Raw genomic sequence first — 24,488 nt, 5'->3', positions numbered from 1 at the left:
TGAACGGAATTGATTTAAATCAAGCATGACTGCAATGTGGCATTCATATTGCTTTTTTATGCTGTATAGGCATTTTTATCAGGACAAAACAGAAAAATAAGGAACCGTCATGGCACATCAGTTCACCGTCAATGCAATTATTCGCGGCGTATCACTGAACGAATTTAAGCGTTTAGCAGCAGATACCAGTTTACATGAGAATGTATGCCGTCGTATTCCAGGTGAAAATCTGGAAATTTTGGAATCTAAAAAAGAAGGGGATAGGTATACTTTAAAACGTGCCTATAATCTGGATGTGAATATTCCAGATATCGCCAAAAAACTGTTAAAAGACGCTTTTCGCTTACATCGCACCGATATTAGTGACCTTGAAGCCATGACGTCAACGGTCGATTTGGGAGCAAACCTACCTTTGCATGCGAGCTGCAAACGTTCGGTTAAAGGTTCTGAGCATCACATTGAGTTTCAATTGGAATGGACAGTAAAAGTGAAAGTCCCTTTAATTGGGGGCATGCTTGAAAAACATGCTGAAGGGGAAATTCGCAAGTTTAGTGAGATTGAATTGACCATTGTCGAAGACGAATTAAAAAAGAATCTAGCTGCTTAATTTAAGTCGTGTTCGCTTAGATAGAGAAAGGGCGCCATATTGATGACGCCCTTTGTTTTGGAAATTGCTTATAGCTTCAAAGAAGCTCTAATGCTTAGCTTTTAAATTTGGCAAAGGCTTTTTTTAGTGGCAACTTATCGGTTGCAAAGCCATAAATCGCAGCAAACGGTAATGCAGTACGCGCCAAATATGCCACTCGCCATAAACCACCATGGTTGGCACCGTGCATCATCAGTTCTAGCGGATGTTCCATCGGGGTTTCTGGGTTGGCAACAGATTCAGGATTGCGCAAATCATGAATCCATAGGGCTGCCATAATCGCATTGGTGGTTTCGGGTCTAAACGCTTCCACATCAAACAGGCTGGCGCCATTGAAAGCCGCTTTTAGAAGTGGATTTTTTGTGACTGAATGCGTTGTGGTTGATGGGGCAATATTGATACTGACACGTTGTCCTTCATGACGTGCCAAAGTTGCACGCCATTGCTGAATACGTTTTGCCAAAGCGTAGTTTGGACCTTGTTCGATCACCAGACAGTCTGCAATGCCATATTCCTGACCATTGTCGGAACGAATCAGGTTATGCAGATTCTTTTGGAAAAAGTGTTTTAAAGATGCTGTAGCTACACCTTTGGTCACCAGTTTTTGAATGTGCGAACGGTAACGGAATTTTTCTTCTGAAGAAGCGACCACCTCTTTCGGTACAGCATATACATCCGTTGGGGTGCACATAAACATTAAGCTGGTATCCGCTTTGTGTTCACTCACCACTTTCATAATGCTGTCCATTGCCATGGCAACACGCACGTGCTTTTCACCATCTAAATAGGCGATTGCAGCCAAATCCAGTTGATGTTCACTTTGTAATAACCATTGTGCAATTTCAGGGGTTTGGGTCAGTAAATTAGCCCCTAATTTTGTACTTAATTCACGTGTCGGTGTATCTTCTGCAAGCTTGGTTTGACTTGGTGCATATAAGGTGGCATTGCCGTCTTGAATGGTATTTAAAATTCTTTGCCATACTTTGTTGTTCGGCAGATCGACCGCCACAATATTGGCTTTCCACTTGGACAACCATGTCAGTGGACCAGCTTCAGAACCCGCCCCAAACAGCACCATGGTACGGTCAGATAAATCGAACCATTCAGGGTGCGCATTGGCGAGGCGTAGGGCATCGGCATGCGAAGGCTCAATAATGCCTTCTTGCTCCCATTTCTGTACTTGTGCCAGTAAAGCTTCACCTTTCAGGTTTTCACCATGATAGGGAATATACCATTCAGGTTCAGACTGACCTTCGCCCTTCAACTGCACGGTATGTAACTGAGCTAAAGGCACGTCCATCATGTCTTTTAACAAATAACGTTGACCGTCACGGTAAAACTCGAAACTGTGCTGTGCTTTATGCAGACCTTGTTTGGCAATGGTAATCGGGTTGCTACAACTGCGGATACCATGCTCGACCAAGGCTTTAAAATATTTCGGATAGTTCTTGCGCCATTTTTTTTCTTTTAAGGCTTCCTGTGCAGCTTTGTGATCTACGATCGATAAAGCTTCAGCAATAATTTCCTTGCCTGTGCGGGTAGTACTTGGTTTTTGTGTATCGGGTTGAACAGGGAACTGTAGACCCTCTAAAGAGCTGGACATGCAAAAAATCTCGTCTGATTACAGTATTAATATACAGATGTATTCATTATCTATGCCAAATTAAAGTTTGGGGTGGCATTAACTACCAATTTATGCCTCGAGCGTCTAAATTTTTAAAAAAGGTAAACGACAAAATTGGGATATGAGTAGGAAATTGAAATTGGGCGAGAGGAGGGTTGTGTAAATTAGAAAACTGTCAGTCAGGACAATGACCAACAGTTGTCAAAATACTTTTAAATCATGACGTAATTAGCAACGCCCTTTTTTGGCTTGACCAGGTGGGCAGAAGTCTCCGCCATGTTCATAGTGACCTAAGTTCCCATTCGGGTCGACCACAATACTACCTTCCGGGGTATGCACGGCACATGCAGTCAAAGCGCTGAAACTTAAGCAGGTCGCAATAATCATAAGAAATTTATGCATATATTCATTCTCCATCTTGTTTTGATCTTGGTTTATTTTGAGAAAAACACTTTATTGTTACGATTTATTCTAGGTGAAAGGAAAGTTGAAATAAAACATTATTTGAAAATGTTGCGGAGAATGGCTGAGGATGTGTGATGGTTCAGCCATTCCCGAATGTTTATAAAAGATGGATCACGTTGTGTTTAGAAAGGAAGCTGCGCGAGTTTATTGAGGAAGTGTGGAATAACGCGTGGTTCAATTAAAATCGTGACGACTACGCCGTAAGTGGCTCCCCAAAGGTGCGCACTGTGATTGATGTGAGAGTTCCCACGTTTGCCTGACCAAATGCTATAGGCGACATAAAGCACCGCAAAAATGATGGCAGGTACAGGAATAAAGAATACGAAAATTAATTTCCAAGGTTCAAACAGAATGTAGGCGAAAAGTACGGCAGACACAGCACCCGAAGCGCCTAAACTTGCCCATTGGAAATCATTTTTATGCTTTAAATAGCTCGGTAAAATGGCAAAAATCAGACCACCCAAATAGAACAGGGCAAAGCCTAGGTCAAAAAAATACTGACGATAAAAGCTTTCAATCACGCTGCCAAAGAAAAACAGGGTAATCATGTTAAATAGGAGATGAGCACCATCCGCATGCACAAAGCCATGGGTGATGAAGCGGTCATATTGCCCCTTTTGCATGGCAGGCGGCCAAAAGATCAGTCGACTCATCAATTTCTGATTGGAAAACGCCAGAAGTGAAACCACCACAGTAATGATAATCAGCGCTACAGTATGGTTGAAAGGCAGATTGAGCATATAGAAAAGGTTCAATTTTGAATGACTAAACCTTAATAATGCCATTAATTGTCTAATTGCACAGAACTTTTAGAATAATTCCGACAATTTTGGTTGATTTTTTTTAATTTAACCGCATCTTCAGTTAAAATAGCGACTTCAGCTTGAGGAAATATTGTTATGTCGACTGAGAACACCAGCACTGCAGTTGCAGAAGAAATTCCAAACTTATTGATTACACCAACTGCACAAGAGTATTTACGTGATTTATTGGCGAAACAAAATACTCCAGGGATTGGTGTCCGTGTTTTTGTGGAAAATCCTGGAACCCCTCGTGCTGAATGTTGTATGGCATATAGTGCGCCTGAAGAAGTTGTGCCAACAGATTATAAGCAAGACTATCCAGATTTCCCTGCCTATGTAGATGCACCATCTATTCCGTATTTATTAGATGCCGTAATTGATTACAACAAAGACCGTTTTGGTGGTCAGTTGACTTTCCGTGCACCAAATTCAAAAGTGCCACGTGTCGGTCCAGATGCGTCTGTCGAAGAGCGCATTACTTATGTTCTACAATCTGAGATTAACCCAGGTTTGGCAGGACATGGTGGTAACTGTGCATTGGTCGAAGTGGTTGAAGATGAAGAACACGGTTTGACTGCGGTACTTAAGTTTGGTGGTGGTTGCCAAGGCTGTTCAGCAATTGATGTGACTTTGAAACAAGGTGTAGAAACAACCTTAAAACAACACGTACCAGAGTTACAACGTGTGATTGACCAGACTGACCACAGCCAAGCAGAAGGTGCATACTTCAAGTAATTTTTGGCAGTTAAGTGATACCGAAAAAACCTCCAAATTTGGAGGTTTTTTTACGCCTGTTGAAATCAGAAGCCTGATTATACAGGATCATTTCCATTTAATAATGAGAATTATTATTAATAGTAATTGCATTTATATTTATGTTTGTTACACTCTGAAACCGAAATTTCATGTTGTTTTCTATCTTCCAACAGTTTTTGGGGTAATCGAATGAACAGACGCATTGTCCAATCAGCATTAGCACTATCCATTTTGTCAGTTATGAGTGTGCTTGCGCATGCTGAGGATGCACAAACAGAACAGCAAGCATCTGCAACAGAACAGGTGACGGCTCAATCTACAGATGCGACCAAACTAGAAAAAATCGTGCTAACGGCTGAAGAACAAGTCAAGCAGTCTTTAGGGGCATCCATCATTACAGAAGAAGATTTGGAAAAACTTCCTGTCGTGAATGATATTTCGGAATACGTACGCCGTATGCCTGGGGTGAACTTAACCGGCAATAGTGCGACAGGTCAGCGCGGGAATAACCGTCAAATCGATATTCGCGGCATGGGACCTGAAAACACCTTGATTCTGGTGGATGGTAAGCCTGTGACTTCAAGAAACTCAGTACGTTATGGTTGGCGTGGTGAGCGTGATACCCGTGGGGATTCGAACTGGGTTCCTGCTGATGCCATTGAGTCGATTGAAGTATTACGTGGTCCAGCAGCAGCACGTTATGGTTCTGGTGCCATGGGTGGTGTGGTCAATATTAAAACCAAAAAAGTCACCAACGAAGTACATGGTTCGGTCGAGTTATATACCAATCAACCTGAAGATTCTAAAGAAGGTGAATCTGGGCGTGTAAGTGTCAATCTAAGTGGTCCGATTATTAAGGATATTTTATCTTATCGTTTATATGGGAACTTTAATAAGACCCAGCCTGATGCCATAGATATTAACAAGTCCATCAATAGTACCGCAGCGGGTAGAGAAGGGGTAAAAAATGAGGATGTATCGGCGCGTTTGGCTTGGCAAATCACAGACGGTCAAACTCTAACATTAGATGCAGCTTCGAGCCGTCAGGGTAACCTTTACTCAGGTGATTCTCAGTTGAATGCAGATGCCGAAGCGAATGCTATTTTGTCAGCTTTATATGGCACTGAAACCAATACCATGTACCGTGAAAGTTATGCATTAATGCATGATGGTGAATGGGACTGGGGAAATAATAAATTAATCTTTCAATACGATAAAACGAAGAACAAGCGTTTATTGGAAGGCTTAGCGGGTAGTGCCGAAGGACGTATTAACACAGAAACAGACAAGTCCACCTCGACCTTAGATACTTTCCGTATAAATGGCGAAGTGAATCTTCCGTTTGAATTTTACATCCCTCAGAATTTAACCCTTGGTGCCGAATGGATTGAAGATGATTTCACAGACGAGGCAAATACATCTGTTGGTTCAACTGGCAGTTCAGCAGGTTTAGATGCGATAGCACCACAAGATCGTAGTCATATGAGTTCGCGTATTGCATCACTATATGCTGAAGACAATTTAAAAATTACGGATTCAACAGATTTGGTATTAGGTTTGCGTTTTGATGATCATGATAAATCTGGGTCAAATTGGAGTCCAAGTCTTAATATAACGCAAAAACTAGGTGATTATTTCACGGTTAAAGGTGGAATCGCGAAAGCTTATAAAGCCCCAAATATGTATCAAAATGCAGAAGGTTATTTATTATCGACGAATGGGAATGGTTGTCCAGCGACGATTCAAAACCGTTGTTTACTTCAAGGTAATGCGGATTTAAATCCTGAAACATCGGTGAATAAAGAATTGGGTATCCAATTCGCCAAAGATAATGTTAACGCGAGTTTTGCATGGTTCCGTAATGATTATAAAGACAAAATTGCGGCAGGGACTGAAATTATCACCACGGCTACAACGACTTCAGGAACGACTTGGAATGTCTTACGTTGGGAGAATATCCCTGAAGCTTTGGTTCAAGGCTTTGAAGGTAGCATTGGTCTAGAATGGGATAATATCAGCTGGACCAATAACTTTACCTATATGATGGATTCAGAAGATAAGTCGACAGGTAATCCGCTTTCTCTAGTGCCTAACTATACGCTCAACTCAATTTTTGACTACGATATTACTGATCAATTGGATGTGAATTTTGTTTATACCCAGTATGGTCGCCAAAAGTCTCGTCAATATGCTCAAAATCGCATTGAAGCGGGTGTAGGTTCTGGTGGTACGGATGATGCATTAAAACCAAGTACCGTGAAAAGTTATGGTATTGCAGGGATTAATATGGGCTATAAATTTACAGGCAATCTAAGTACCCGTGTAGGAATCAGTAATCTATTTGATGAGCAGAAATTAAGAGATAGTGAGTCGACAAGTCAGACGTATAACGAACCCGGTCGCGCCTATTATGCCTCTTTGAAATATTCGTTCTAAGCTGAGGCTTTATACAGAAAGACGCAGTTATGCGTCTTTCTGTTGTAAAATTTCCAAAGTACTGCTTGAGTAATAAAACTTTTCTAAATAATGACGCGCACGTTGCGCTAAATATTCTGATTGCACCAAGTTCACAATGATTGGTTCTAACAGCTGCTGTAATTGATGTTGAATCAGAGCTTCATCAATATTTAAATCACGCAATAACAAATCAAAACTACGCTCTTGGTTACGTGCATACCATGCATACACGCCATCTTTCACTTGTTGTTCTAAATAGGCTGTTTGGCGCAAATGATCCCAAATTTCATGCCCTAAACCAACCGTTTGTGGCAGATCATCGATCTCAATGTAATTCTTTAAAACATTCAGTGGTAAGTCTTTAATTTTATGCCACAAATTGGCTTGAAAATGATAAAGCTTATCGTCATTGAAATGTTGATTTAGCACTTGCTCGCTCATTTGGCTAAGCTTTTGAATGTTCTTTTGCAAATAATGCTGAATCGCCTGATCCAGATTAGAATCAGTCACGCTTTCTAAAACCGATTTCCCCATTTTCATAAAACGGGACACGCCTGGTACATGCTTGACCATGACGGAATTATCTAAATAGTCATGAATGGCATGTTGAATCAGTTGCGTGATCATGGCTGAAAACGCAGGATTATTGACCACGGTATGAATCAAGCGGCGTCGATGCCCACTTTTACTGGCAACATATTGGGCAATTTTATCGACCGTGAGTACAGGAATGGCATCTGCAATTTTGGTCTGCTCATTCGCGGGATGAACCAGTGCAAAGCGTATATGCTCAGCAATTTGCTCAATCAAGAATGCACTGGCAGGAGTATTTAGAATTTGCTGTTGAATCAGTTGATGAATCTGCTCAACTGTCCAAATTTGTTTTAAATTTTGCTTTCGAAACCAATGATAAAATTCAACGAACTCATTTTGAATGGTATTTGACTGAGAGAATTCATCATTTAAAAATTGAATATGAGCCTCAATCAGTTGCTCAATCATTGGGTGTTTTTGCATAAAAGCTCAAATTTAATGTAAAGGAATCAATTGATCCGCCAAAGGATTTTTCAGACTCTGGGTTTTGGCAAGAAACGGCAAATAGTAATTTGCGACTTGTTTATCTGCTTCCAATAAAGGCATATGACCAACATTGTTAAGGATGACAGGTGCTTCTGCACGTTTCAACAGAGATTTTAATTCATCTGCGACTTCAACATTAAAGATTTTGTCCTGTTTCCCCCAAAGAATCAGGGTAGGTGCTTCGACATTATGGGTAATACGTGCAAAACTTTCAGGGGTATAAATTCGATTCAGGGTCGAAATTTGCTCGATCACTAAATTATTACGTCCCGCCTGAGAAATTAGCAATTGCTCTTTGGCACGTTGCAATTCAGGGGACAGTTTGGGGGGATTTTGCATAATCTCTTGGCGAACATCGGCATAATCACCAGGTTTAGCCACAATCAGATGTTTGAGAAAGTTTGGGTCTTTGGTGTAGGGCGTATTGGCTTTTTTATAGATGCCCGCACTGTTCAGTAGAAATAAGCTTTGGGTATCAAAGGGATATTGTGCAGCGTATAAGGTTGCAATAGAGCCACCCAGAGAGTGACCTGCAATATTCAATTTATTTTCAATATCAATTGCTTCGGCAAACTGTCTGAGGCTCGAAGTGACATTCGGAACGGCAATATCGAAATTTGCTGGAACTCTGGTTTCACCGTAGATGGGTAAATCAGGCACAATCACATGATAGTTGGGTGTCAAATACGCTGCGACACGGTTCCAGTTATCGCGGTTACTGGCAATACCGTGTAATAGTAAAACGGTTGGCTTCTGGGGCGAACCGCCTTCGTTATAGCTCCAGACAATATCGCCCACTTTAAGGGTTTTACTTTTCAAGCCACAGGCTTCACGTTCTTGTTGCAGGTAGTTTTGCAGTGAAAGTTGTTCGGCAGACGCTTGCGTGGTTTTGGCAGACGCAAGATTGGGCAATGACAGGGTAATTAGGATTCCCATTGCAGTAACAAAATGAGAAAAATATTTACGTCTTTCAGTCATTGACTTAAATCCTTATGGCTAAAATTTTCTGCTTCGAAATCCATTTTGAAACAGGAGATAAGATTGATTTGGTCTAAAGAATAACCTTTAAATTTATGCGAATCTATTTTAAATACAATACCTAGAAAGTCACGAATAAGTTTATTGATGTACTTGATATTCAGTTTTAATAATGTGACTTGGTTCAATGTAATGCTAAATGGGATTTGAAATTTTTTGCCAATTCGTAAAATGCAAAACTGTATCCTTTTTTGCAAGTGACAATCAATTTTGCTGGCATTAGAATATTCAAACTTCAAATCATGGTGGGAAACAGAATGCTAACGGCTCAAGAAGCATTAGAACGTCTTAAAAAAGGAAACCAACGTTTTGTCTCTGGGGAAACAACCCACCCTAAACAGTTGTCGCACCAAGAGCGTGCTGAAATGGCAGAAGATCAAAACCCTTTTGCGATTGTACTCGGCTGTTCGGACTCGCGTGTCCCTGCTGAAATGGTGTTTGATCAGGGTTTAGGTGATCTGTTTGTTATTCGTGTTGCGGGTAACGTGGTTGCGCCTTCACAAGTCGGTAGCGTGGAATTTGCTGCAGAACGTTATGACTGTGCAGTCGTGGTGGTATTGGGACATAGTCACTGTGGCGCGATCAAAGCGACGATTGATACTTTGATGAATCCAGATAGCCCACCATCAAATAACTTAATGTCAATTGTGAACCGTGTTCGTCCATCAGTTGAAACCTTGATGCAAACTGAATTGAAAAATGATTTAGACAAGCTTTCAACGCATGCGGTACGTTCTAATGTGTTTGCCTCTGTAAATCAATTACGTCATGGTTCAGCGGTGTTAGAACAGTTAATTGCAAAAGGCAAGATGATTGTAGTCGGTGCAGAATATTCGCTTGAAACAGGTGAAGTGATTTTTTTTGACTTCTAAGTCTGACCGATTTAGAACAGAACATCATGATTAAAGGCGCTTTATAAAGCGCCTTTAATGTATGGGTAAGCCAGATTTAATAATTTCGGTTGCGCCTGTGCATTGGGATGGATCAAATCTTTTTGCATCAGGTTTTTCTGTCCCGCAATGCCTTCTAAAAAGAAAGGCAGCAATTTCACTTGGTAACGCTGACTGATCACTGTGTAATTCTGTTCAAATGCCTTGCTATAGGCAGTGCCGTAATTCGGCGGAATTTTCATTCCAAAAACAACAACTTTTGCTTTTGCTTTTTGACTTTGTTCAACCAAGCGGGCAAGATTCTGCTGAATCATTTGTGGCGGTTGTCCACGTAAACCATCATTGCCTCCTAATTCGATCACTACGATATTTGGCTTGTAAGTTGCAAGTAATTTTGGCAAACGTGCCAAAGCACCACTGGTGGTTTCACCACTGACACTTGCATTGACCACTTGATGTTGTTTCGGATACTGTTGCTCTAATCGTTTTTGCAACAATGTGACCCATCCTTGCTGAGGCTGTAGTCCATAACCTGCACTAATACTGTCACCCAAAATTAGAATAGTTTTGGCAGAAGCCATCATGGGGCTGAGGCAGAACAGCAGACCTGCGAGCCATGAACAAATCAATACTTTAAAACGATATCGACGCATAGTGACTAAAGAAAACCTGAGCACAAGAACAGAGAGATTTATCATGCCACAAGCCGTAATTTCTGCCCAGAATTTGACACAAAAAATACAACTTGCCGACAAGAGTCTCTCCATTTTTGAAAATTTAAATCTCGAAATTATTGAAGGCGAACAAATTGCAATTACAGGACGTTCAGGTTCAGGTAAGTCTACCTTATTGGGGATTTTGGCGACTTTAGATCAAGCCAGCAGTGGTGAACTCAGTGTGTGTGGAGAGAACATTACCGCGCTAAATGAAGAGCAACGGGCACAGGTACGTTTAAACTATATCGGCTTTGTCTTTCAGTCCTTTCAATTGTTACCACACCTCACTGCCCTAGAAAATGTGATGTTACCCTTACGTTTACATCCAGAGTTCCACTATGCCGAGGCAGAACAACGTGCTTTGGAATTGCTGAAAAAGGTGGGCTTAGAGCGTCAAGCCAGTCAAACGCCTAAAGTCCTTTCAGGGGGAGAACAACAACGTGTCGCAATTGCACGGGCATTAATCAGCCAGCCAAAAATTATTTTTGCCGATGAGCCGACAGGGAATTTAGACAGTCAAACCGCAAAAGAAATTGAACAGCTTCTATTTTCACTGAATCGGGAGTTGGGCACGACATTAGTGTTGGTGACACATGACTTAAAACTGGCAAGACAATGTCAGCGGCATGTGCATTTATTTGAAGGTCAGTTACATGAACATGTGCAGGCTGGAGAATAAGCATGAGTGCCTTATTTCGCCCCTTATTACAGCAAAGTCTGAAAAGCAGTGGCATGTATTTGCTGATCATGGCGTTGGTCTTGGCAATTAGTGTCACCACAGCCCTGAAATTTAGCAATGAACAGATTCAGAATGCAGTGACCTTGCAAGCAGCAGAGCTGATGGCTGCAGATTTAGTGTTATCAGATCAATCCGCGATTGAGCAACACTGGAAAGACCAAGCCAAAGTGCTGGATTTGAAGCAGTCGCAGGTGACGGTGTTCAATTCCATGGCCCATACCGAATCACAGTTTGTCATGGTCAATGTTAAAGCCATTGATGCCCATTTTCCGTTACGAGGACAGTTGCAACTACAACCGGCGCTAAATCGTTCAATACAAAGCGGTGAAGTATGGCTAAGTCCACGGGTCATGGATTTGCTAAAGGTCAAATTGGGGGATCAGATCCAGATTGCAGATGGCACGTTTAAAGTGACTGCGGCCATTCAACATGATTCAAATCAGGAACTGGGTTTTTCAGGCTTTTCACCCACAGTCATGATTGCACAACAAGATGTGGCACGCACCAATGCGATTCAGGTGGGTAGCCGCATTGATTATCGTCTGTTAATGGCAGGTCCTGCGAATAACATTCAACAATTCCAAACCCTGTTTAAACAGCAGCAACAAGCGGAAAAGCAGTCTGCTAACTCGAATGCAGATGAAGCCAATGGCCTGAAACTCAGAAATGCCAGCGAAGGCAATACTCGTCTAATGCGCCCGATTGAAAATCTGGATACCTTTTTACAGTTGGCAAATATCCTGACAATTTTGTTGTGTGGAATCGCAATTGCGCTGACCAGTCAACGTTACGTTCAACAAAATCAAGACTATATTGCCTTACTGCGTTGTATGGGGACATCCAAATCGCAAATTCTTAAAGTCTATGCCTATCTACTCTGCTTTATGTTGGGGATTGCAATTTTCATTGGTGTAGGTGTCGGCATTGCTTTGGGTTATGGACTGTTGCAACTCATGCTGCAATTGATTCCAAATTTACAACTGCAATTTTCAGCTTGGGCGATGTTAACGGGGCCTTTGCCAATTGCCATTTTCACCAGTGCTGTGGTGTTAACAGGATTTATTTTGCCGCACCTATGGCAGTTGATGTATACACCGCCGATTCGGGTGATTCGTCAACAGGCGCAGTCGATGCCTATTTTACTATGGACCTTGCTGACGGGAACACTGAGTCTGTTTGTATTCAGTGCCATCTTGACGGACAATCTATTGCTGACCAGTTTGGTGATTGGCGGCATTTTGGTCTTGAGTGCAGTGCTGTATCTAGTGGTTTGGCTAGTTTTAAAAGCCATTAAAAAACTCAAGATGGCGATTTCAGCCTATGTGAAAGTGCCTTATCAAACTTCTTTTCAGATTACGGCTTTGGCTTTGGGGCTGAGCCTGATCACGGTACTCGCCGTATTACGCACAGATTTATTAGAGCGTTGGCAGCAACAGTTGCCGCAAGGCACGCCCAATCAGTTTGTGTATGGCTTGCCTCCGTTTGATGTTCCCCAATTCAAGCAGCAATTAGAAGCATATGGTTGGAGTAGTACGCCGTTGTATCCGAATATTCGGGGCAGATTAGTCGCAAAAAATGAACAGCCCTTTGCAGAACAACTGGTACAGCAAAATAATTCTTTACGCCGTGAGCTGAATCTGACGCAAAGCAATAGCCTGCCAGCGGACAATAAGATTGTGCAAGGGCAAGCTAAATTTAGCCATACTGGGGAGGTTTCTGTAGAAGCCAAAACCGCAGCAGAATTGGGTATACAGGTGGGTGATCGTCTCAGTTTCAGCTTGCCTGAAGGGATGTTACACGCCAAAGTGGTGAGCTTGCGAGAGGTAGAGTGGGAGAGTTTTAGCCCCAATTTTTTCTTTATTTTCTCACCACAAACACTGGATGAAAATGCAGGCAGCTATTTGGGCAGTTTTTATGTCCCAGAACAAGACAAGCCACAATTGATTCAATTGATTCAGCAGTTTAGTAATACCGTGTTTATTGATGTCGGTTTGATACTGGATGAAATTAAACGGTTGATGAACGTCTTGATTCAAGTGGTGACTATTTTGGCGCTACTGGTCAGCCTTGCAGGCATTCTGGTGTTAATCGCCTGCCTGAACTTGTTGATGGATGAACGGAAACAAGAAGTGGCGTTGCTGCGCTCATTTGGCAGTTCCAAACAAACGCTAAAACGGATGTTGACCCTAGAAATTGGTTTTATGGGATTATTGTCAGGAATTGTGGCCTGTTTCTTTGCCGAATTGATTAGTGCAATTGCCAGTTATCGTATGAATCTCAGTATTCAGCCGCATTGGGAAATTTGGTTGATTTTACCGCTCAGCATGATGCTGCTCTGTGCACTGATTGGGCGTTATCGCCTGAGTTATCTTTGCGATATCCCGCCATTACAAAGTTTAAGAGAGATGAACCAATCCTAGGGTTCATCTCCGCTAAATTAAAAATGATAGTGCTGACGCATGGCTTGCAATAATTCTGCCCATAGGGGTTGAATCAATTGTAGCAGTTGTAGACAGTATTGATAGAGCAGCCAGCAGCTACTGATGGCAATAATCGTTGCTAGAATTAAGCTCAGGGACGGTTTCTGCCATTTTTGGCACAGATACCAAATACCCGCCAGTACAGCGCCCATCAGCATGCCGCCAACATGGGCAGCATTGTTAATGCCCGAGATGGTCAGCCCAATCACCAAGTTGACTCCCATGACCATAATTAGGGTCTTTTTATCGAGGATAAACCGTTGTCGCGGCAAGATTGGAAACAGGGACAGCAGGGTGAGCGCACCGCCCAAGCCCATCACCGCACCAGAAGCACCTGCACTGACATGCGGCAGCAAGTCTGGGTCAATTGCTTGCATATTTAACATGGCAACGCTGTCATGAATCGCTAAATAACCACTAAACAGGCTGCCCATTAAACCTGCAGCGAGGTAAAGCATCAGAAAGTACAGCCGTCCAAATAGCTGTTCCGCGACACTACCAAAAATATACAGTGCCCACATGTTTAACATCAGATGTACCATGCCAAAATGAAAAAACATGCTACTGAACAGTCGGATGGGTTCCTCTAAAAAGGTTAAAGGTGCATAATCAGCTCCCCAGCGTATGGCATCTGGCAGGCTTGGATCACTGACATTCACGCCTGAGAAAATTTGCCAGAGGAATAGCCCGACATTGATGGCAATGAACAGGGCAGTGAGCCACCAATCCTGCATATTCAGTTTGCTCGGAACCCAAGGTGGTGTTGAATGAGACATGCGATGCTTTGACTTTCGATTGATATTTGAATCAAGCTTAGCACGAAAGAATGCAAATATTTGGAGCAACCTACTGACATGAAAGCCTTTTTTGTTCGAACTTTGTTAGTCGTTGTCAGTTTTATTCTCCTTGTTCAGCTCTGGATTTTTAGCAGTTTGGTATGGTGGCGAACGCATCCTGTCGAAACCACCATGTTCATGCGTCTGGATTATTGGTCAGAACCATCTGAGCCAATTCATCATAAATGGCGTGATTATGATCAAATCAGTGATTACCTCAAACGCGCTGTGGTAACGTCAGAAGATGGCAAATTCATGCACCATCATGGTTTTGATTGGGAAGGCATGCAATATGCATTAGAACGTAATCAGGATAAAGGCAAAGTGGTTGCAGGTGGATCGACCATTTCCCAACAACTGGCGAAAAACTTATTTTTATACAATAAGCGTTCTTTTATCCGTAAAGGGCAAGAAGCTGTTGCAACTTGGATGATGGAGCGAATGTGGTCCAAACAGCGCATTTTGGAAGTTTATTTAAATTCAGTCGAGTTTGGTGACAATATCTATGGGGTAGAAGCTGCATCACAGCATTATTTTGGCAAAAGTTCACGCAGTCTCAGTCGTGATCAGGCAGCATTCTTGGCTGCAATTTTGCCTAATCCTAAATATTATCAAGAGCATCAGAATGATCGACGCATTCAAATTCGCAAGAAAATGATTCGTAAATATATGCGTTATAGCCAAATTCCATAAAGTGCAGAAATTAGCAGCGAAGCCCAAATTATTTTGGGCTTTTTTATGAAAATGTCACAAAATTGAAGCATACTTATGGAGATACAAATAACGTCTTAAAATCATGGGTTGATTATGAATACGGCGGCACAGACTCCTTTAGAGCCAGTTGAATATACTTATAATGATCGATTTATTAATCGTGAACTTTCTATTTTAGATTTCCATTTACGTGTTCTTGAGCAAGCTGTCGATCCGCTGCATCCACTCTTGGAACGCATGAACTTCTTGCTTATTTTCTCACGTAATTTAGATGAGTTTTTTGAAATTCGTGTCGCAGGCATGATGGAACAGCTTGATTTGGGTAATGAAAGTCACACCCCAGATGGGCTGACGCCGAAACAAGTGTTAGAACAGATTTCACAAACTGCCCATGCGGCGATTGAACGTCAATACCGTATTTTAAATGAAGAAATTTTGGCGAAACTGCGCGAAGAAGATATCTGCTTCTTACGCCGTGGAGAGTTGACGCCAGCCCAATCTTCTTGGGTGAAAAAATATTTCCAAGAACAGGTTGCGCCTGTTTTAACCCCAATTAGCCTAGACCCTGCACATCCATTCCCGCGTTTAGTCAACAAAAGCCTAAACTTTATTGTGACGCTAGAAGGGAAGGATGCTTTTGGTCGTCAGATTGACTTGGCCGTTGTACCTGCACCACGCTCATTGCCTCGTGTGGTGCGTTTACCGGATGAACTGACGGGGGGTAAAGAACATCATGTGATGTTGTCTGCCATTATTCATGAGCATGTGTCTGATCTCTTTCCGGGGATGACGGCAACGGGCTGTTATCAGTTCCGTGTGACGCGTAATGCCGATTTAGCCTTAAATGAAGATGTGGAAGACTTGGCGAAGGCACTTAAGGGTGAATTGAACTCTCGCCGTTTTGGTCGTGCAGTACGTTTAGAAGTGACCGAGAACTGTCCGAAACATATTTATGATTATTTGCTGAATGAGTTTGATCTTGAAGAAGAGCAACTTTATAAGGTAGATGGTCCAGTCAACTTGGCACGCTTACTGTCTAATTTTAAGCGCCCGCATTTACGTTATGACACGCATACACCTGTAATTCCGAAGGTGCTGAAAAAGTCTGAAAACATTTTTTCTGCCATGCAAAAGCAAGACATTCTATTACACCATCCGTATGAATCTTTTGCGCCTGTGATCAATTTACTGCGTGAAGCTGCACGTGATCCGCAGGTATTGGCAATCAAGCAAACCTTGTACCGCAGTGGTGCCGATTCTGAGATTGTACAAGTATTAGCAGAAGCTGCGCGTAACGGTAAAGAAGTCACTGCGGTGATTGAGTTGCGCGCGCGTTTTGATGAAGAATCCAATATCGCTGTAGCGAATGTGCTGCAAGAAGCAGGTGCAGTGGTGGTGTATGGCATTGTAGGTTATAAAACCCATGCCAAGATGATTCTGGTGGTGCGTCGTGAAAACAACAAATTGGTACGTTATGTCCATTTAGGTACAGGTAACTACCATGCGGGCAATGCACGTATCTATACCGATTACGGTTTACTCACGACTGATAAGGAACTCTGTGAAGATGTGCATCGCATTTTCCAAGAGTTAACGGGTATGGGTAAAATGGCTAAGTTGAAAAAGCTGTTGCATGCGCCATTTACCTTGCACGCACAACTCCTTAATTTCATTGATGATGAGATTGCCAATGCCAAAGCAGGCAAACCTGCGCAAATCATTGTCAAAGTGAATGCACTGACTGAACTGCAATTAATTAATAAACTTTATGAAGCGTCACAAGCTGGCGTACAAATTGATCTGATCATTCGTTCCATTTGTTGCTTACGTCCAGGTTTGCCAGGTCTATCTGAAAATATTCGTGTACGTTCAATTGTCGGTCGTTTCTTGGAACATACCCGCGTTTATTATTTTAGCAATAATGGCAATCCGCATGTGTACTGCTCAAGTGCAGACTGGATGGATCGTAACTTGTTTAATCGAGTTGAAGCGTGCTTCCCAATTGAAGATCCAGCACTGAAAAAGCGGATTTATCAGCAAGGTTTATTTAATTATTTAAAAGACAATCAACAGGCATGGCTATTACAAGGTGATGGCTCATGGGTGCGTGCGCAAGTGGCACAGGGTGAAGATGCTTATAACGCACAAAGGACTTTGTTGGAAATGATTAAATAAGCGTTCTTAAATAGAGCCCAAAAAAAAGAGCCTAAATTTGGCTCTTTTTTATTTATGACTGAGATGTCGATAAATTGATTTTATGCGGCCTTCTACACTGTAGAGGGGAATCCCCAATTGATGTGCAACTTCACGGGTATTCATGTGTTCAGCCAATAAGGTCAGAATCTCAAATTCCAGATCAGAAAATTGGGTGGCGGGTTCTTTAAAGTGGTTGATAAATTGACGTGCAGGGCTGAGGTTTTGTGCATCTAAAATGTATTGTGCTAACTCGCTATGCAGGCTGGCCCCCCCTCTTAAAATGGTCCGAATCTGTTGTAAGATTTCCCGATCGGTTTGTTCCACAAAAAAATAACCATGCGCACCAGATTGAATCCCGCGGAAGATTTGTTCCGTTTGTCCGAAGGGTGCAAGTAAAATTATTACCACATAAGGGTGATAAGCTTTAAGTGTGCGGATCAAGTCGTGTAAGGGAACCTGACTAAAATTCAGATCAATCAAAACAATATTGGGAAGATGTAAACGATAAATTTCTAGGGCATCATCTAAATAAGGCGTTGAGTGAATTAAATGCGCAGGATAGCCCAACTCCATCAATAATATCTTTATGCGAAGGTCTAAATTAATTTCTTCTGAGAGAATTAAAACGGGTGCTGGGAGTAAAAGCTCATTCACTTTGTTATAGTCCTAAACTTGAGCATCCAATTATCTTTTGACTGTGTTCCAAATGACGAAAATGTTCTATACCTGTAAATTGGGATTTTATCAATCTCAGGTTAGTGTAAGTGTTTGTTGAATAAAAATTAATTGAAAACGGTTTTAATTTTGTTGTGAATTTGAGGTAATTTGTTGAGATTGTTTTTTATTTGCAGAATTATTGTGCGAAAGCAGGTGAGAGCCAATCAGAGTAAATCTTTACGCAGTTCACGGGCACTGGGGATAGATGTGTAACGGAACACGGTATAGCCAGCCTCAGTTAACATGGCATCACGTTGGCGATCTTCATCTTCTTTTCCTAGATGGCTGGGATCATCCAGTTCCACAATCGCAAGCACTTTCATATCGCGATTCAGCACCACAAAATCTGTGACTTTTCGATTGAATTGTTGGCGTATTTTAAAATGGTCACTGGTAATCAGCGCACTAAATGCGACTTGTGCCAAAATATGATGCTCAGGCAATGCTTCATTCAGACGCACAAACATTTTCTGTTCAAAGGCAGTGATTAATGGCTTTTGATAAAATTGCTGACGTTTCCAAAAGAAATGCTGCAGCAGCATGACCAGCAACACGAGACTTGCCAGACAGCCAATCATGAAAAATAGCGTTTGAATAGATGTAAACACAAATTGCATCCAATAAAAAACCCACTACGTAGTGAGTGGGCTTTTAGAATCTTGGCTCTCCAACCTGGGCTCGAACCAGGGACCTGCGGATTAACAGTCCGTCGCTCTACCGACTGAGCTATTGGAGAATCTGGAACGCATTTTAGGGGGCTAAGTGTAAGTGGTCAAGCAAAAAGTGAAAAAATTCAAATATTTTGAGTTGATCGAGCTAAAATTAGACAAAAAGGTTATTTAATGTCCTGGATGGCTTCAATATAAGTTGCTTGCGTTTTAAGAGGGTTGGCTTGACGACAATAATTGATTAATTGCATGAGTTCTTTTTGATTCATATCTGTATGAATCTGTTTTTGAATTGATGCTAGGATGGTTGGGTGTTTCCCAGATAGATCACGGCTGCATTGATATAAACGTTCATACATGAGAGCAGAAGCAGACGTATTGTTTTCAGATTTTTGTGAACATTGAAACACAGCGAAAATAACCACAATCACAATAATCCAAAAAATTAGGGACTTTAGCCAAGGCATATTCATTCTTCTTCTCTGAGTTGTTGTTATTTAGTCAAGATATTTAAAATTTTGGGGAATTACAATTTGAAATTAGACTGTTTAAAAATAAGCCAATAAAAAACCCACAACGTAATGTGTGGGTTTTTTAGAATCTTGGCTCTTCCACCTGGGCTCGAACCAGGGACCTGCGGATTAACAGTCCGTCGCTCTACCGACTGAGCTATGGAAGAATAGTGGCTCTCCAACCTGGGCTCGAACCAGGGACCTGCGGATTAACAGTCCGTCGCTCTACCGACTGAGCTATTGGAGAATCTGATGCGCATTTTAGGGATGAAAACCCAAGTCGTCAACCCGTTGCTGAAGATAATTGTTTTATTTGATTTATAATTATTCAGTTAAAGCTAAAAAAATAAAAAATCACCCATAAAGGGTGATTTTTTATGCAGAAAAATAAAAATTATTTTTCAACACCAGCTGCTTGACCAGCATATTTTGCATTTGCATAGTCCCAGTTCACTAAGCTTTCTAAGAAAGTAGTGATGTATTTAGGACGCATATTGCGGAAATCGATGTAGTAAGCGTGTTCCCAAACATCAATTGTTAATACTGCAACTTTACCATGAGCAAGTGGAGTATCCGCATTTGCAGTTTTCATAATAGAAAGTGCGCCATTTACTTCGTCAGCCACTAACCAAGCCCAGCCTGAACCGAACTGAGTTGTCGCTGCTGCAGCAAATTCTTCAGCAAATTTTTCGTATGAACCGAAAGTTTCATCAATTTTTGCTGCTAATGCGCCAGTCGCTTTACCGCCACCGTTTTTAGCCATACAGTTCCAGTAGAACGTGTGGTTCCAAACTTGTGCTGCATTGTTGAAAACACCTGCTTTAGCTGCATCACCAGCAGAAGCTTTGATGATTTCTTCTAAAGTTTTACCTTCAAGGTCTGTACCCTTGATTAAGTTGTTTAAGTTAACAACATAAGTATTGTGGTGTTTGTCGTGATGGTATTCTAAAGTTTCTTTGCTGATGTGAGGAGCAAGATCTTCATAGCCATATGGAAGTGCTGGTAAAGTGATCGTTGTCATGATTTCAATTCCTTGCTTTTGCTGGGTTTTGACATTAAGTGGCACTATTGTAAAGGATTCGAGGCTGAATTTGCGCAATACTTTTAAATAACAATACAGAATAAAGCTCGAATTTATACGTATATAAAAAATACTGTACACCAGATCACGCTGTTTGAAATCCATACATTTAGTAAGGAAAATCAGCCATATCCAAATTAAATCGGATTGTTTAATTCGAAATAACTATACTCAAGATTAAACTGTTCTGAAATAGCTTTGCCTAAACGTTGTACTCCATAACGCTCGGTCGCATGATGACCACAGGCATAGTAATGCACATCCAGTTCTTTGGCTTCGTAATAGGTGCGTTCACTGACTTCACCTGAAATGTAGGCATCACAGTTTTGTTCGGCGGCTTTGCTGATAAAGTCCTGCGCTGCACCCGTACAGAAACCCACTTTTTGAATGCTTGCTTTATGTGCAGGTAAATGAATAGTTTCAAAGCCCAAACGTTCTGTGAGCATTGCCTTAAAAGCATCAGGCGATAGCGCTTGTTTTAAATAACCAATGTTGCCAATCGGATGGCGTTCTGAAGCATCTAAAGCTTCAAAAATTTCCAGTTCCAAAATATCTGCAATGGCTGCATTGTTCCCCAGTGTTGGGTGTGAATCTAAAGGTAAGTGATAGGCAACCAAAGAAATATCATGCTGAATGAGCGCTTTAATCCGCTTTCCGCGCATTCCTGTAATCGGGTAGGGTTCGCCTTTCCAAAAATAACCATGATGGACCAAGAGCAGATCAGCCTGTTGAGCAATTGCCGCATCAATCGCGTCTTGTGATGCCGTGACGGCACAGAGAATTTTTTTGACCTCTGAACGCCCTTCAATTTGTAAACCATTCGGTGCATAGTCTTTAAATTCTGAAGTCTTTAAGGTGTCATTACACCATTGCAAAATTTCTTGTAGCGCAGCCATAAAAATCTCTTAAGTAACGAATTAATATCATCAAAACATATTTTGAATTGTAACTAAAGCATCACAAATCTCTTGCATGAATTTTGTGTATCGAGCTGTATTTGCCTTTACAATAAGCAGAAATTCTTCGTCATTAAGAAATTAAAATATATTAAGAGGATAGAAACGTGCGCCGGACCTTTACATGGTTACCTTGGGTGTTACTCATTATTGTCATTATTGGTTTTATTGCATGGCAACAATACCAAAAACCAAAAGCGCCTATCGCCTCGGATGGGGTGAAACTCCCAGCAGAAAAAGTCGAGCCCTTAATTAATACCAGCCGAACAGGTGGCGTGGTTTCCTATAGTGCTGCTGTGAAAGTTGCTGCGCCTGCGGTTGTGAATATTTTTACCACCCAAAAAGTGAAACAACTCGATCATCCTTTATTGAATGACCCAGCATTCCGTGAGTTTTTTGGAAATCAGATTCCCGATCAACTCGATCAAGGACAGAATGAAAATAGCTTAGGTTCAGGGGTAATTGTTCGCCCTGATGGTTATATTCTGACCAATAATCATGTGGTGTCGCAAGCCGATCAAATTATTGTGGCTCTACAAGATGGTCGACGCGCGGCTGCCAAAATTATTGGGACAGATCCTGATACTGACTTGGCTGTGATTAAAATTGAGCTGGATAAATTACCCGTACTGCCGTTTAAACTCAGTGGTAATGAAGTCGGTGATGTGGTCTTAGCTATTGGTAATCCATTTGGTGTGGGGCAAACCGTCACACAGGGGATTATTTCTGCAACAGGTCGCTCAGATTTGGGTATTAATACCTATGAAGATTTTATTCAGACTGATGCAGCCATTAACCCAGGTAACTCAGGTGGTGCCTTAATTGATGTGGCAGGGAATTTGATTGGTGTGAATACCGCAATTTTCTCGCAATCAGGTGGCTCACTGGGAATTGGTTTTGCGATTCCTGCCAAAGTGTGTGAACAAGTCCTGAATTCAATTTTGAAAGATGGTCGTGTGGTTCGTGGTTGGTTGGGTATTAGCTTAATGCCAATCCAACAAGAAAATATTGTGCAGCCGAAACAGGCGGGTGTAGTGGTTGCAGATGTGCTGAAAAATGGACCTGCTGCACAAGCAGGTTTAATGAAAGGCGATAAAATTATTCAGGTGAATGATGAGAAGATTACATCAGCCTCACATCTGATCAATTATGTGGCATTACAAGCCCCGAACAGTACGATCCAAATTCAAGTACAACGCGGTGATCAGGCATTAACCTTAAATGTGGTAGTGGGTGAACGTAAAGTCCAAAATTCAGATTCCCAATATATTCCATTACCAAAACGTTAATACTTGCTTAAAGCCCCGAAGTCGGGGCTTTTTTATTTGAAAATATTCAATTCTTAGCCGAATTGTTTAAGTGAGTTGGCTTCAATCGGTTAAGCGTTTATGCTCAAATACGGCATGAAAATACAAATGAATACATAGGGAAACGTCATGACAAATCCAATGATGCATCAGGTGGTGATTACCGAAGCGGGTGGACCTGAGAAATTAGCGATAGAACAAACCACTGTACCTGAGCCGAAAGCAGATGAAGTGCTGGTTCAAGTGCATGCTTTTGGCTTAAATCGCCCTGATATTTTACAACGTCAAGGTCTGTACCCCATGCCTAAAGGGGTAACGCCAGTACCTGGTTTGGAAGTCGCTGGCGAGGTGGTGGCTGTTGGTGCCGAGGTTCAGAATTTTAAAGTGGGCGATCAGGTTTGTGGCTTGACCAATGGTGGGGGCTATGCGGAATATTGCGTGGTGCCTGAAAGCCAAACGTTGAAAATTCCTGCGGGTTTGGGCTATGTGCAAGCTGCAGCAATTCCTGAAACTTTCTTTACCGTCTGGGCAAATGTATTCCAAATGGGCAAAGCCAAAGCTGGTGAAACAGTGCTGATTCATGGTGGAACCAGTGGGATTGGGACTACAGCATTAATGCTGTGTAATGCCCTTGGTTTGAAAACCTTTGCAACCGTTGGTTCAGATGAAAAAGTTCAGGCGATTGCACATTTAACCGATGCGATTAACTACAAAACCCAAAACTTTGAAACCTATATTCAGGAAAAGACCGAACAGGCTGGGGTTGATGTCATTCTGGATATCGTTGGTGCACCTTATTTAGAGCAAAACCTGAATTTATTACGTAAAGATGGTCGTTTGGTCTACATTGCTTTCCTTGGTGGGGCAAAGGCGAAAGAGGTCAAACTTGGTCAAATCATGATGAAGCGTTTAACCATCACGGGTTCAACCATGCGTGCACGTAATACTGCGGAAAAAGCCGAAATTACCCAAGGGTTGTTGGAACATGTATGGCCATTGTTAGAGCAAGGGCAATGTATTCCAATGATTTATAAAACCTTTAAGTTTGATCAAATCCAAGATGCACATCGTGCCATGGATACAGGCGAGCATATTGGTAAAATTGTGGTGGAAGTCATCTAAGCACAGTAGCTATACATCTCAGCGTTGGCTTTAAGGCTTCATGTTTAAGCAGGTTTTAAAGCTACTTGGATGTTTGTATTGGTGCCGAGTTGTAAAGACTGCTCTTTATGTTGGAAGTATGCGAGAATAGCACTTTATTTTTAATGTAAATGAGCAGTGCATGACTGAACAATCTCCTGAGCAATTAAGTGATATCGAAATTTTAGACATTTTAAAGTCTATGAAAAACGATAAGCTCGATGTTGAAGCCAAACAAATCATTCGTGATGGAGGCAAGGCTGGGCGTCAGGAAGCACATAAACAAGCGCTAGTTGCATTACACCAATCGTTTGAAGAGAAGTTTGTAGAAGCAGTAACCTTGGCTTTGAACTTGAACTCAACTCAAGCGAAAAAGATTCGTTATAAAAAAGACCGTATCCGTATTTTAAAAGCACAAGGCATTGACTATTTGGCAATCGATGGTGCGGAAACGGCACAAGTCCTTGCACAAATTGCCCAAGCCATTACCCGTGAAGATGCAACTGTAACGGAAGATTTGCACAATGTATTCCCGTTCTGGAAACAGGGCTGGCCAATGGTGCAATTTGACAATGCCTACAAAATTCTTGAAGAAGATATCCTAATTCATTATCAAGCAGTATTAGACGCTTTACTTGAAAATTTCTAAACAGCGATAAAAAAAGAG

23 protein-coding genes and 3 tRNA genes are annotated in these 24,488 nt (G+C 41.7%); 11 read left to right on the top strand and 15 right to left on the bottom strand.

Annotated elements, in window-relative coordinates; translation table 11 throughout:
• Positions 1-109: 109 nt before the first annotated feature.
• Entirely contained in the window at positions 110-607 is a 498-nt protein-coding gene (locus GWK51_RS09135; RefSeq protein WP_161933463.1) for a DUF2505 family protein, read from the top strand.
• 94 nt (positions 608-701) lie between these two features.
• Here GWK51_RS09135 and GWK51_RS09130 read toward each other — a convergent pair whose 3' ends face one another.
• The 3 genes from GWK51_RS09130 to GWK51_RS09125 all read right to left on the bottom strand — a co-directional run bounded on the left by GWK51_RS09130 (position 702) and on the right by GWK51_RS09125 (position 3,475).
• Complete coding sequence (locus GWK51_RS09130) at positions 702-2,249, bottom strand: hypothetical protein (protein WP_161933462.1); 1,548 nt, start codon at positions 2,247-2,249, stop codon at positions 702-704.
• Between the two features lie 249 nt (positions 2,250-2,498).
• Positions 2,499-2,672 carry a hypothetical protein gene (locus GWK51_RS16465; RefSeq protein ID WP_158293822.1) on the bottom strand — a complete coding sequence of 58 codons (174 nt, stop codon included), beginning with the start codon at positions 2,670-2,672 and terminating at the stop codon, positions 2,499-2,501.
• A 185-nt stretch (positions 2,673-2,857) separates the two neighbouring features.
• Positions 2,858-3,475 (bottom strand): rhomboid family intramembrane serine protease, encoded by a 618-nt coding sequence (locus GWK51_RS09125; RefSeq protein WP_161933461.1) that lies wholly within the window; start codon positions 3,473-3,475, stop codon positions 2,858-2,860.
• 159 nt (positions 3,476-3,634) lie between these two features.
• Here GWK51_RS09125 and nfuA point away from each other — a divergent pair, with 159 nt between their 5' ends.
• Together nfuA and GWK51_RS09115 are read left to right on the top strand one after the other, a co-directional pair.
• Positions 3,635-4,273 carry a Fe-S biogenesis protein NfuA gene (nfuA, locus tag GWK51_RS09120; protein ID WP_100241381.1) on the top strand — a complete coding sequence of 213 codons (639 nt, stop codon included), beginning with the start codon at positions 3,635-3,637 and terminating at the stop codon, positions 4,271-4,273.
• 210 nt (positions 4,274-4,483) lie between these two features.
• On the top strand, positions 4,484-6,730 hold the full coding sequence (locus GWK51_RS09115; RefSeq protein WP_161933460.1) for a TonB-dependent siderophore receptor: 2,247 nt from the start codon (positions 4,484-4,486) through the stop codon (positions 6,728-6,730).
• A 27-nt stretch (positions 6,731-6,757) separates the two neighbouring features.
• Here the strand turns inward: GWK51_RS09115 and GWK51_RS09110 are convergent, their stop codons facing one another.
• On the bottom strand, positions 6,758-7,768 hold the full coding sequence (locus tag GWK51_RS09110) for a hypothetical protein (RefSeq protein ID WP_161933459.1): 1,011 nt from the start codon (positions 7,766-7,768) through the stop codon (positions 6,758-6,760).
• Positions 7,769-7,780: 12 nt separating this feature from the next.
• Positions 7,781-8,809 carry an alpha/beta fold hydrolase gene (locus GWK51_RS09105; protein ID WP_161933458.1) on the bottom strand — a complete coding sequence of 343 codons (1,029 nt, stop codon included), beginning with the start codon at positions 8,807-8,809 and terminating at the stop codon, positions 7,781-7,783.
• Positions 8,810-9,126: 317 nt separating this feature from the next.
• Here GWK51_RS09105 and GWK51_RS09100 point away from each other — a divergent pair, with 317 nt between their 5' ends.
• Positions 9,127-9,741 (top strand): carbonic anhydrase, encoded by a 615-nt coding sequence (locus tag GWK51_RS09100; protein ID WP_100241376.1) that lies wholly within the window; start codon positions 9,127-9,129, stop codon positions 9,739-9,741.
• A gap of 41 nt (positions 9,742-9,782) precedes the next feature.
• Here the strand turns inward: GWK51_RS09100 and GWK51_RS09095 are convergent, their stop codons facing one another.
• Positions 9,783-10,412, bottom strand: coding sequence for an arylesterase (locus tag GWK51_RS09095; RefSeq protein ID WP_142768166.1), 630 nt, complete (start codon positions 10,410-10,412; stop codon positions 9,783-9,785).
• A 43-nt stretch (positions 10,413-10,455) separates the two neighbouring features.
• Here GWK51_RS09095 and GWK51_RS09090 point away from each other — a divergent pair, with 43 nt between their 5' ends.
• Positions 10,456-11,154: an ABC transporter ATP-binding protein gene (locus GWK51_RS09090; protein WP_100241374.1), complete on the top strand. Its 699-nt coding sequence runs from the start codon at positions 10,456-10,458 to the stop codon at positions 11,152-11,154.
• A gap of 2 nt (positions 11,155-11,156) precedes the next feature.
• Positions 11,157-13,634, top strand: a complete 2,478-nt coding sequence (locus tag GWK51_RS09085; protein ID WP_161933457.1) for an ABC transporter permease — start codon at positions 11,157-11,159, stop codon at positions 13,632-13,634.
• Positions 13,635-13,651: 17 nt separating this feature from the next.
• On the opposite strand, the gene GWK51_RS09080 is transcribed toward GWK51_RS09085, so the two are convergent.
• Positions 13,652-14,470, bottom strand: a complete 819-nt coding sequence (locus GWK51_RS09080) for a rhomboid family intramembrane serine protease (protein WP_161933456.1) — start codon at positions 14,468-14,470, stop codon at positions 13,652-13,654.
• A gap of 78 nt (positions 14,471-14,548) precedes the next feature.
• Here GWK51_RS09080 and mtgA point away from each other — a divergent pair, with 78 nt between their 5' ends.
• Entirely contained in the window at positions 14,549-15,223 is a 675-nt protein-coding gene (mtgA, locus tag GWK51_RS09075) for a monofunctional biosynthetic peptidoglycan transglycosylase (RefSeq protein ID WP_161933455.1), read from the top strand.
• A gap of 114 nt (positions 15,224-15,337) precedes the next feature.
• Positions 15,338-17,419 (top strand): polyphosphate kinase 1, encoded by a 2,082-nt coding sequence (ppk1, locus tag GWK51_RS09070; protein WP_100241370.1) that lies wholly within the window; start codon positions 15,338-15,340, stop codon positions 17,417-17,419.
• 48 nt (positions 17,420-17,467) lie between these two features.
• On the opposite strand, the gene GWK51_RS09065 is transcribed toward ppk1, so the two are convergent.
• The 8 genes from GWK51_RS09065 to GWK51_RS09030 form a co-directional block, all read right to left on the bottom strand.
• Positions 17,468-18,094 (bottom strand): helix-turn-helix domain-containing protein, encoded by a 627-nt coding sequence (locus GWK51_RS09065; protein WP_142768172.1) that lies wholly within the window; start codon positions 18,092-18,094, stop codon positions 17,468-17,470.
• 227 nt (positions 18,095-18,321) lie between these two features.
• A complete protein-coding gene (locus GWK51_RS09060) occupies positions 18,322-18,774 on the bottom strand; it encodes a DUF2726 domain-containing protein (protein ID WP_100241368.1) in 453 nt (150 codons plus the stop codon).
• A gap of 43 nt (positions 18,775-18,817) precedes the next feature.
• Positions 18,818-18,893: transfer RNA gene (locus GWK51_RS09055), tRNA-Asn, on the bottom strand.
• Between the two features lie 99 nt (positions 18,894-18,992).
• Positions 18,993-19,298, bottom strand: a complete 306-nt coding sequence (locus GWK51_RS09050; RefSeq protein WP_161933454.1) for a hypothetical protein — start codon at positions 19,296-19,298, stop codon at positions 18,993-18,995.
• A 130-nt stretch (positions 19,299-19,428) separates the two neighbouring features.
• A tRNA-Asn gene (locus GWK51_RS09045) sits at positions 19,429-19,504 on the bottom strand.
• A 4-nt stretch (positions 19,505-19,508) separates the two neighbouring features.
• Positions 19,509-19,584, bottom strand: a tRNA-Asn gene (locus GWK51_RS09040).
• 147 nt (positions 19,585-19,731) lie between these two features.
• The gene (locus tag GWK51_RS09035; protein WP_161933453.1) at positions 19,732-20,358 is read right to left on the bottom strand and encodes a superoxide dismutase; all 627 of its coding nucleotides are present in this window, start codon (positions 20,356-20,358) and stop codon (positions 19,732-19,734) included.
• 197 nt (positions 20,359-20,555) lie between these two features.
• The gene (locus GWK51_RS09030; RefSeq protein ID WP_161933452.1) at positions 20,556-21,314 is read right to left on the bottom strand and encodes a Nif3-like dinuclear metal center hexameric protein; all 759 of its coding nucleotides are present in this window, start codon (positions 21,312-21,314) and stop codon (positions 20,556-20,558) included.
• A gap of 167 nt (positions 21,315-21,481) precedes the next feature.
• Here GWK51_RS09030 and GWK51_RS09025 point away from each other — a divergent pair, with 167 nt between their 5' ends.
• The 3 genes from GWK51_RS09025 to GWK51_RS09015 all read left to right on the top strand — a co-directional run bounded on the left by GWK51_RS09025 (position 21,482) and on the right by GWK51_RS09015 (position 24,470).
• Positions 21,482-22,663 (top strand): S1C family serine protease, encoded by a 1,182-nt coding sequence (locus tag GWK51_RS09025; protein WP_161933451.1) that lies wholly within the window; start codon positions 21,482-21,484, stop codon positions 22,661-22,663.
• Between the two features lie 147 nt (positions 22,664-22,810).
• The gene (locus tag GWK51_RS09020) at positions 22,811-23,803 is read left to right on the top strand and encodes an NAD(P)H-quinone oxidoreductase (RefSeq protein WP_161933450.1); all 993 of its coding nucleotides are present in this window, start codon (positions 22,811-22,813) and stop codon (positions 23,801-23,803) included.
• Positions 23,804-23,963: 160 nt separating this feature from the next.
• On the top strand, positions 23,964-24,470 hold the full coding sequence (locus tag GWK51_RS09015) for a hypothetical protein (protein WP_142768177.1): 507 nt from the start codon (positions 23,964-23,966) through the stop codon (positions 24,468-24,470).
• Positions 24,471-24,488 lie beyond the last annotated feature (18 nt).

Origin of the sequence: Acinetobacter kanungonis (assembly GCF_009939195.1) — a bacterium.
Classification (GTDB): Bacteria; Pseudomonadota; Gammaproteobacteria; order Pseudomonadales; family Moraxellaceae; genus Acinetobacter; species Acinetobacter kanungonis.
Note: the sequence above shows the minus strand (reverse complement) of the source record. Positions and strands in the feature narration are given on the sequence as shown.

What these genes read in the sequence shown, in the direction of transcription:
- GWK51_RS09085 (WP_161933457.1), top strand. Translation starts at nt 11,157, where the DNA reads ATGAGTGCCTTATTTCGCCCCTTATTACAGCAAAGTCTGAAAAGCAGT.
- GWK51_RS09020 (WP_161933450.1), top strand. Translation starts at nt 22,811, where the DNA reads ATGACAAATCCAATGATGCATCAGGTGGTGATTACCGAAGCGGGTGGA.
- GWK51_RS09015 (WP_142768177.1), top strand. Translation starts at nt 23,964, where the DNA reads ATGACTGAACAATCTCCTGAGCAATTAAGTGATATCGAAATTTTAGAC.
- GWK51_RS09115 (WP_161933460.1), top strand. Translation starts at nt 4,484, where the DNA reads ATGAACAGACGCATTGTCCAATCAGCATTAGCACTATCCATTTTGTCA.
- GWK51_RS09080 (WP_161933456.1), bottom strand. Translation starts at nt 14,470, where the DNA reads ATGTCTCATTCAACACCACCTTGGGTTCCGAGCAAACTGAATATGCAG.
- GWK51_RS09125 (WP_161933461.1), bottom strand. Translation starts at nt 3,475, where the DNA reads ATGCTCAATCTGCCTTTCAACCATACTGTAGCGCTGATTATCATTACT.
- mtgA (WP_161933455.1), top strand. Translation starts at nt 14,549, where the DNA reads ATGAAAGCCTTTTTTGTTCGAACTTTGTTAGTCGTTGTCAGTTTTATT.
- GWK51_RS09105 (WP_161933458.1), bottom strand. Translation starts at nt 8,809, where the DNA reads ATGACTGAAAGACGTAAATATTTTTCTCATTTTGTTACTGCAATGGGA.
- GWK51_RS09090 (WP_100241374.1), top strand. Translation starts at nt 10,456, where the DNA reads ATGCCACAAGCCGTAATTTCTGCCCAGAATTTGACACAAAAAATACAA.
- GWK51_RS16465 (WP_158293822.1), bottom strand. Translation starts at nt 2,672, where the DNA reads ATGCATAAATTTCTTATGATTATTGCGACCTGCTTAAGTTTCAGCGCT.
- ppk1 (WP_100241370.1), top strand. Translation starts at nt 15,338, where the DNA reads ATGAATACGGCGGCACAGACTCCTTTAGAGCCAGTTGAATATACTTAT.
- GWK51_RS09110 (WP_161933459.1), bottom strand. Translation starts at nt 7,768, where the DNA reads ATGCAAAAACACCCAATGATTGAGCAACTGATTGAGGCTCATATTCAA.
- GWK51_RS09050 (WP_161933454.1), bottom strand. Translation starts at nt 19,298, where the DNA reads ATGAATATGCCTTGGCTAAAGTCCCTAATTTTTTGGATTATTGTGATT.
- GWK51_RS09100 (WP_100241376.1), top strand. Translation starts at nt 9,127, where the DNA reads ATGCTAACGGCTCAAGAAGCATTAGAACGTCTTAAAAAAGGAAACCAA.
- GWK51_RS09130 (WP_161933462.1), bottom strand. Translation starts at nt 2,249, where the DNA reads ATGTCCAGCTCTTTAGAGGGTCTACAGTTCCCTGTTCAACCCGATACA.
- GWK51_RS09030 (WP_161933452.1), bottom strand. Translation starts at nt 21,314, where the DNA reads ATGGCTGCGCTACAAGAAATTTTGCAATGGTGTAATGACACCTTAAAG.
- nfuA (WP_100241381.1), top strand. Translation starts at nt 3,635, where the DNA reads ATGTCGACTGAGAACACCAGCACTGCAGTTGCAGAAGAAATTCCAAAC.
- GWK51_RS09135 (WP_161933463.1), top strand. Translation starts at nt 110, where the DNA reads ATGGCACATCAGTTCACCGTCAATGCAATTATTCGCGGCGTATCACTG.
- GWK51_RS09035 (WP_161933453.1), bottom strand. Translation starts at nt 20,358, where the DNA reads ATGACAACGATCACTTTACCAGCACTTCCATATGGCTATGAAGATCTT.
- GWK51_RS09095 (WP_142768166.1), bottom strand. Translation starts at nt 10,412, where the DNA reads ATGCGTCGATATCGTTTTAAAGTATTGATTTGTTCATGGCTCGCAGGT.
- GWK51_RS09060 (WP_100241368.1), bottom strand. Translation starts at nt 18,774, where the DNA reads ATGCAATTTGTGTTTACATCTATTCAAACGCTATTTTTCATGATTGGC.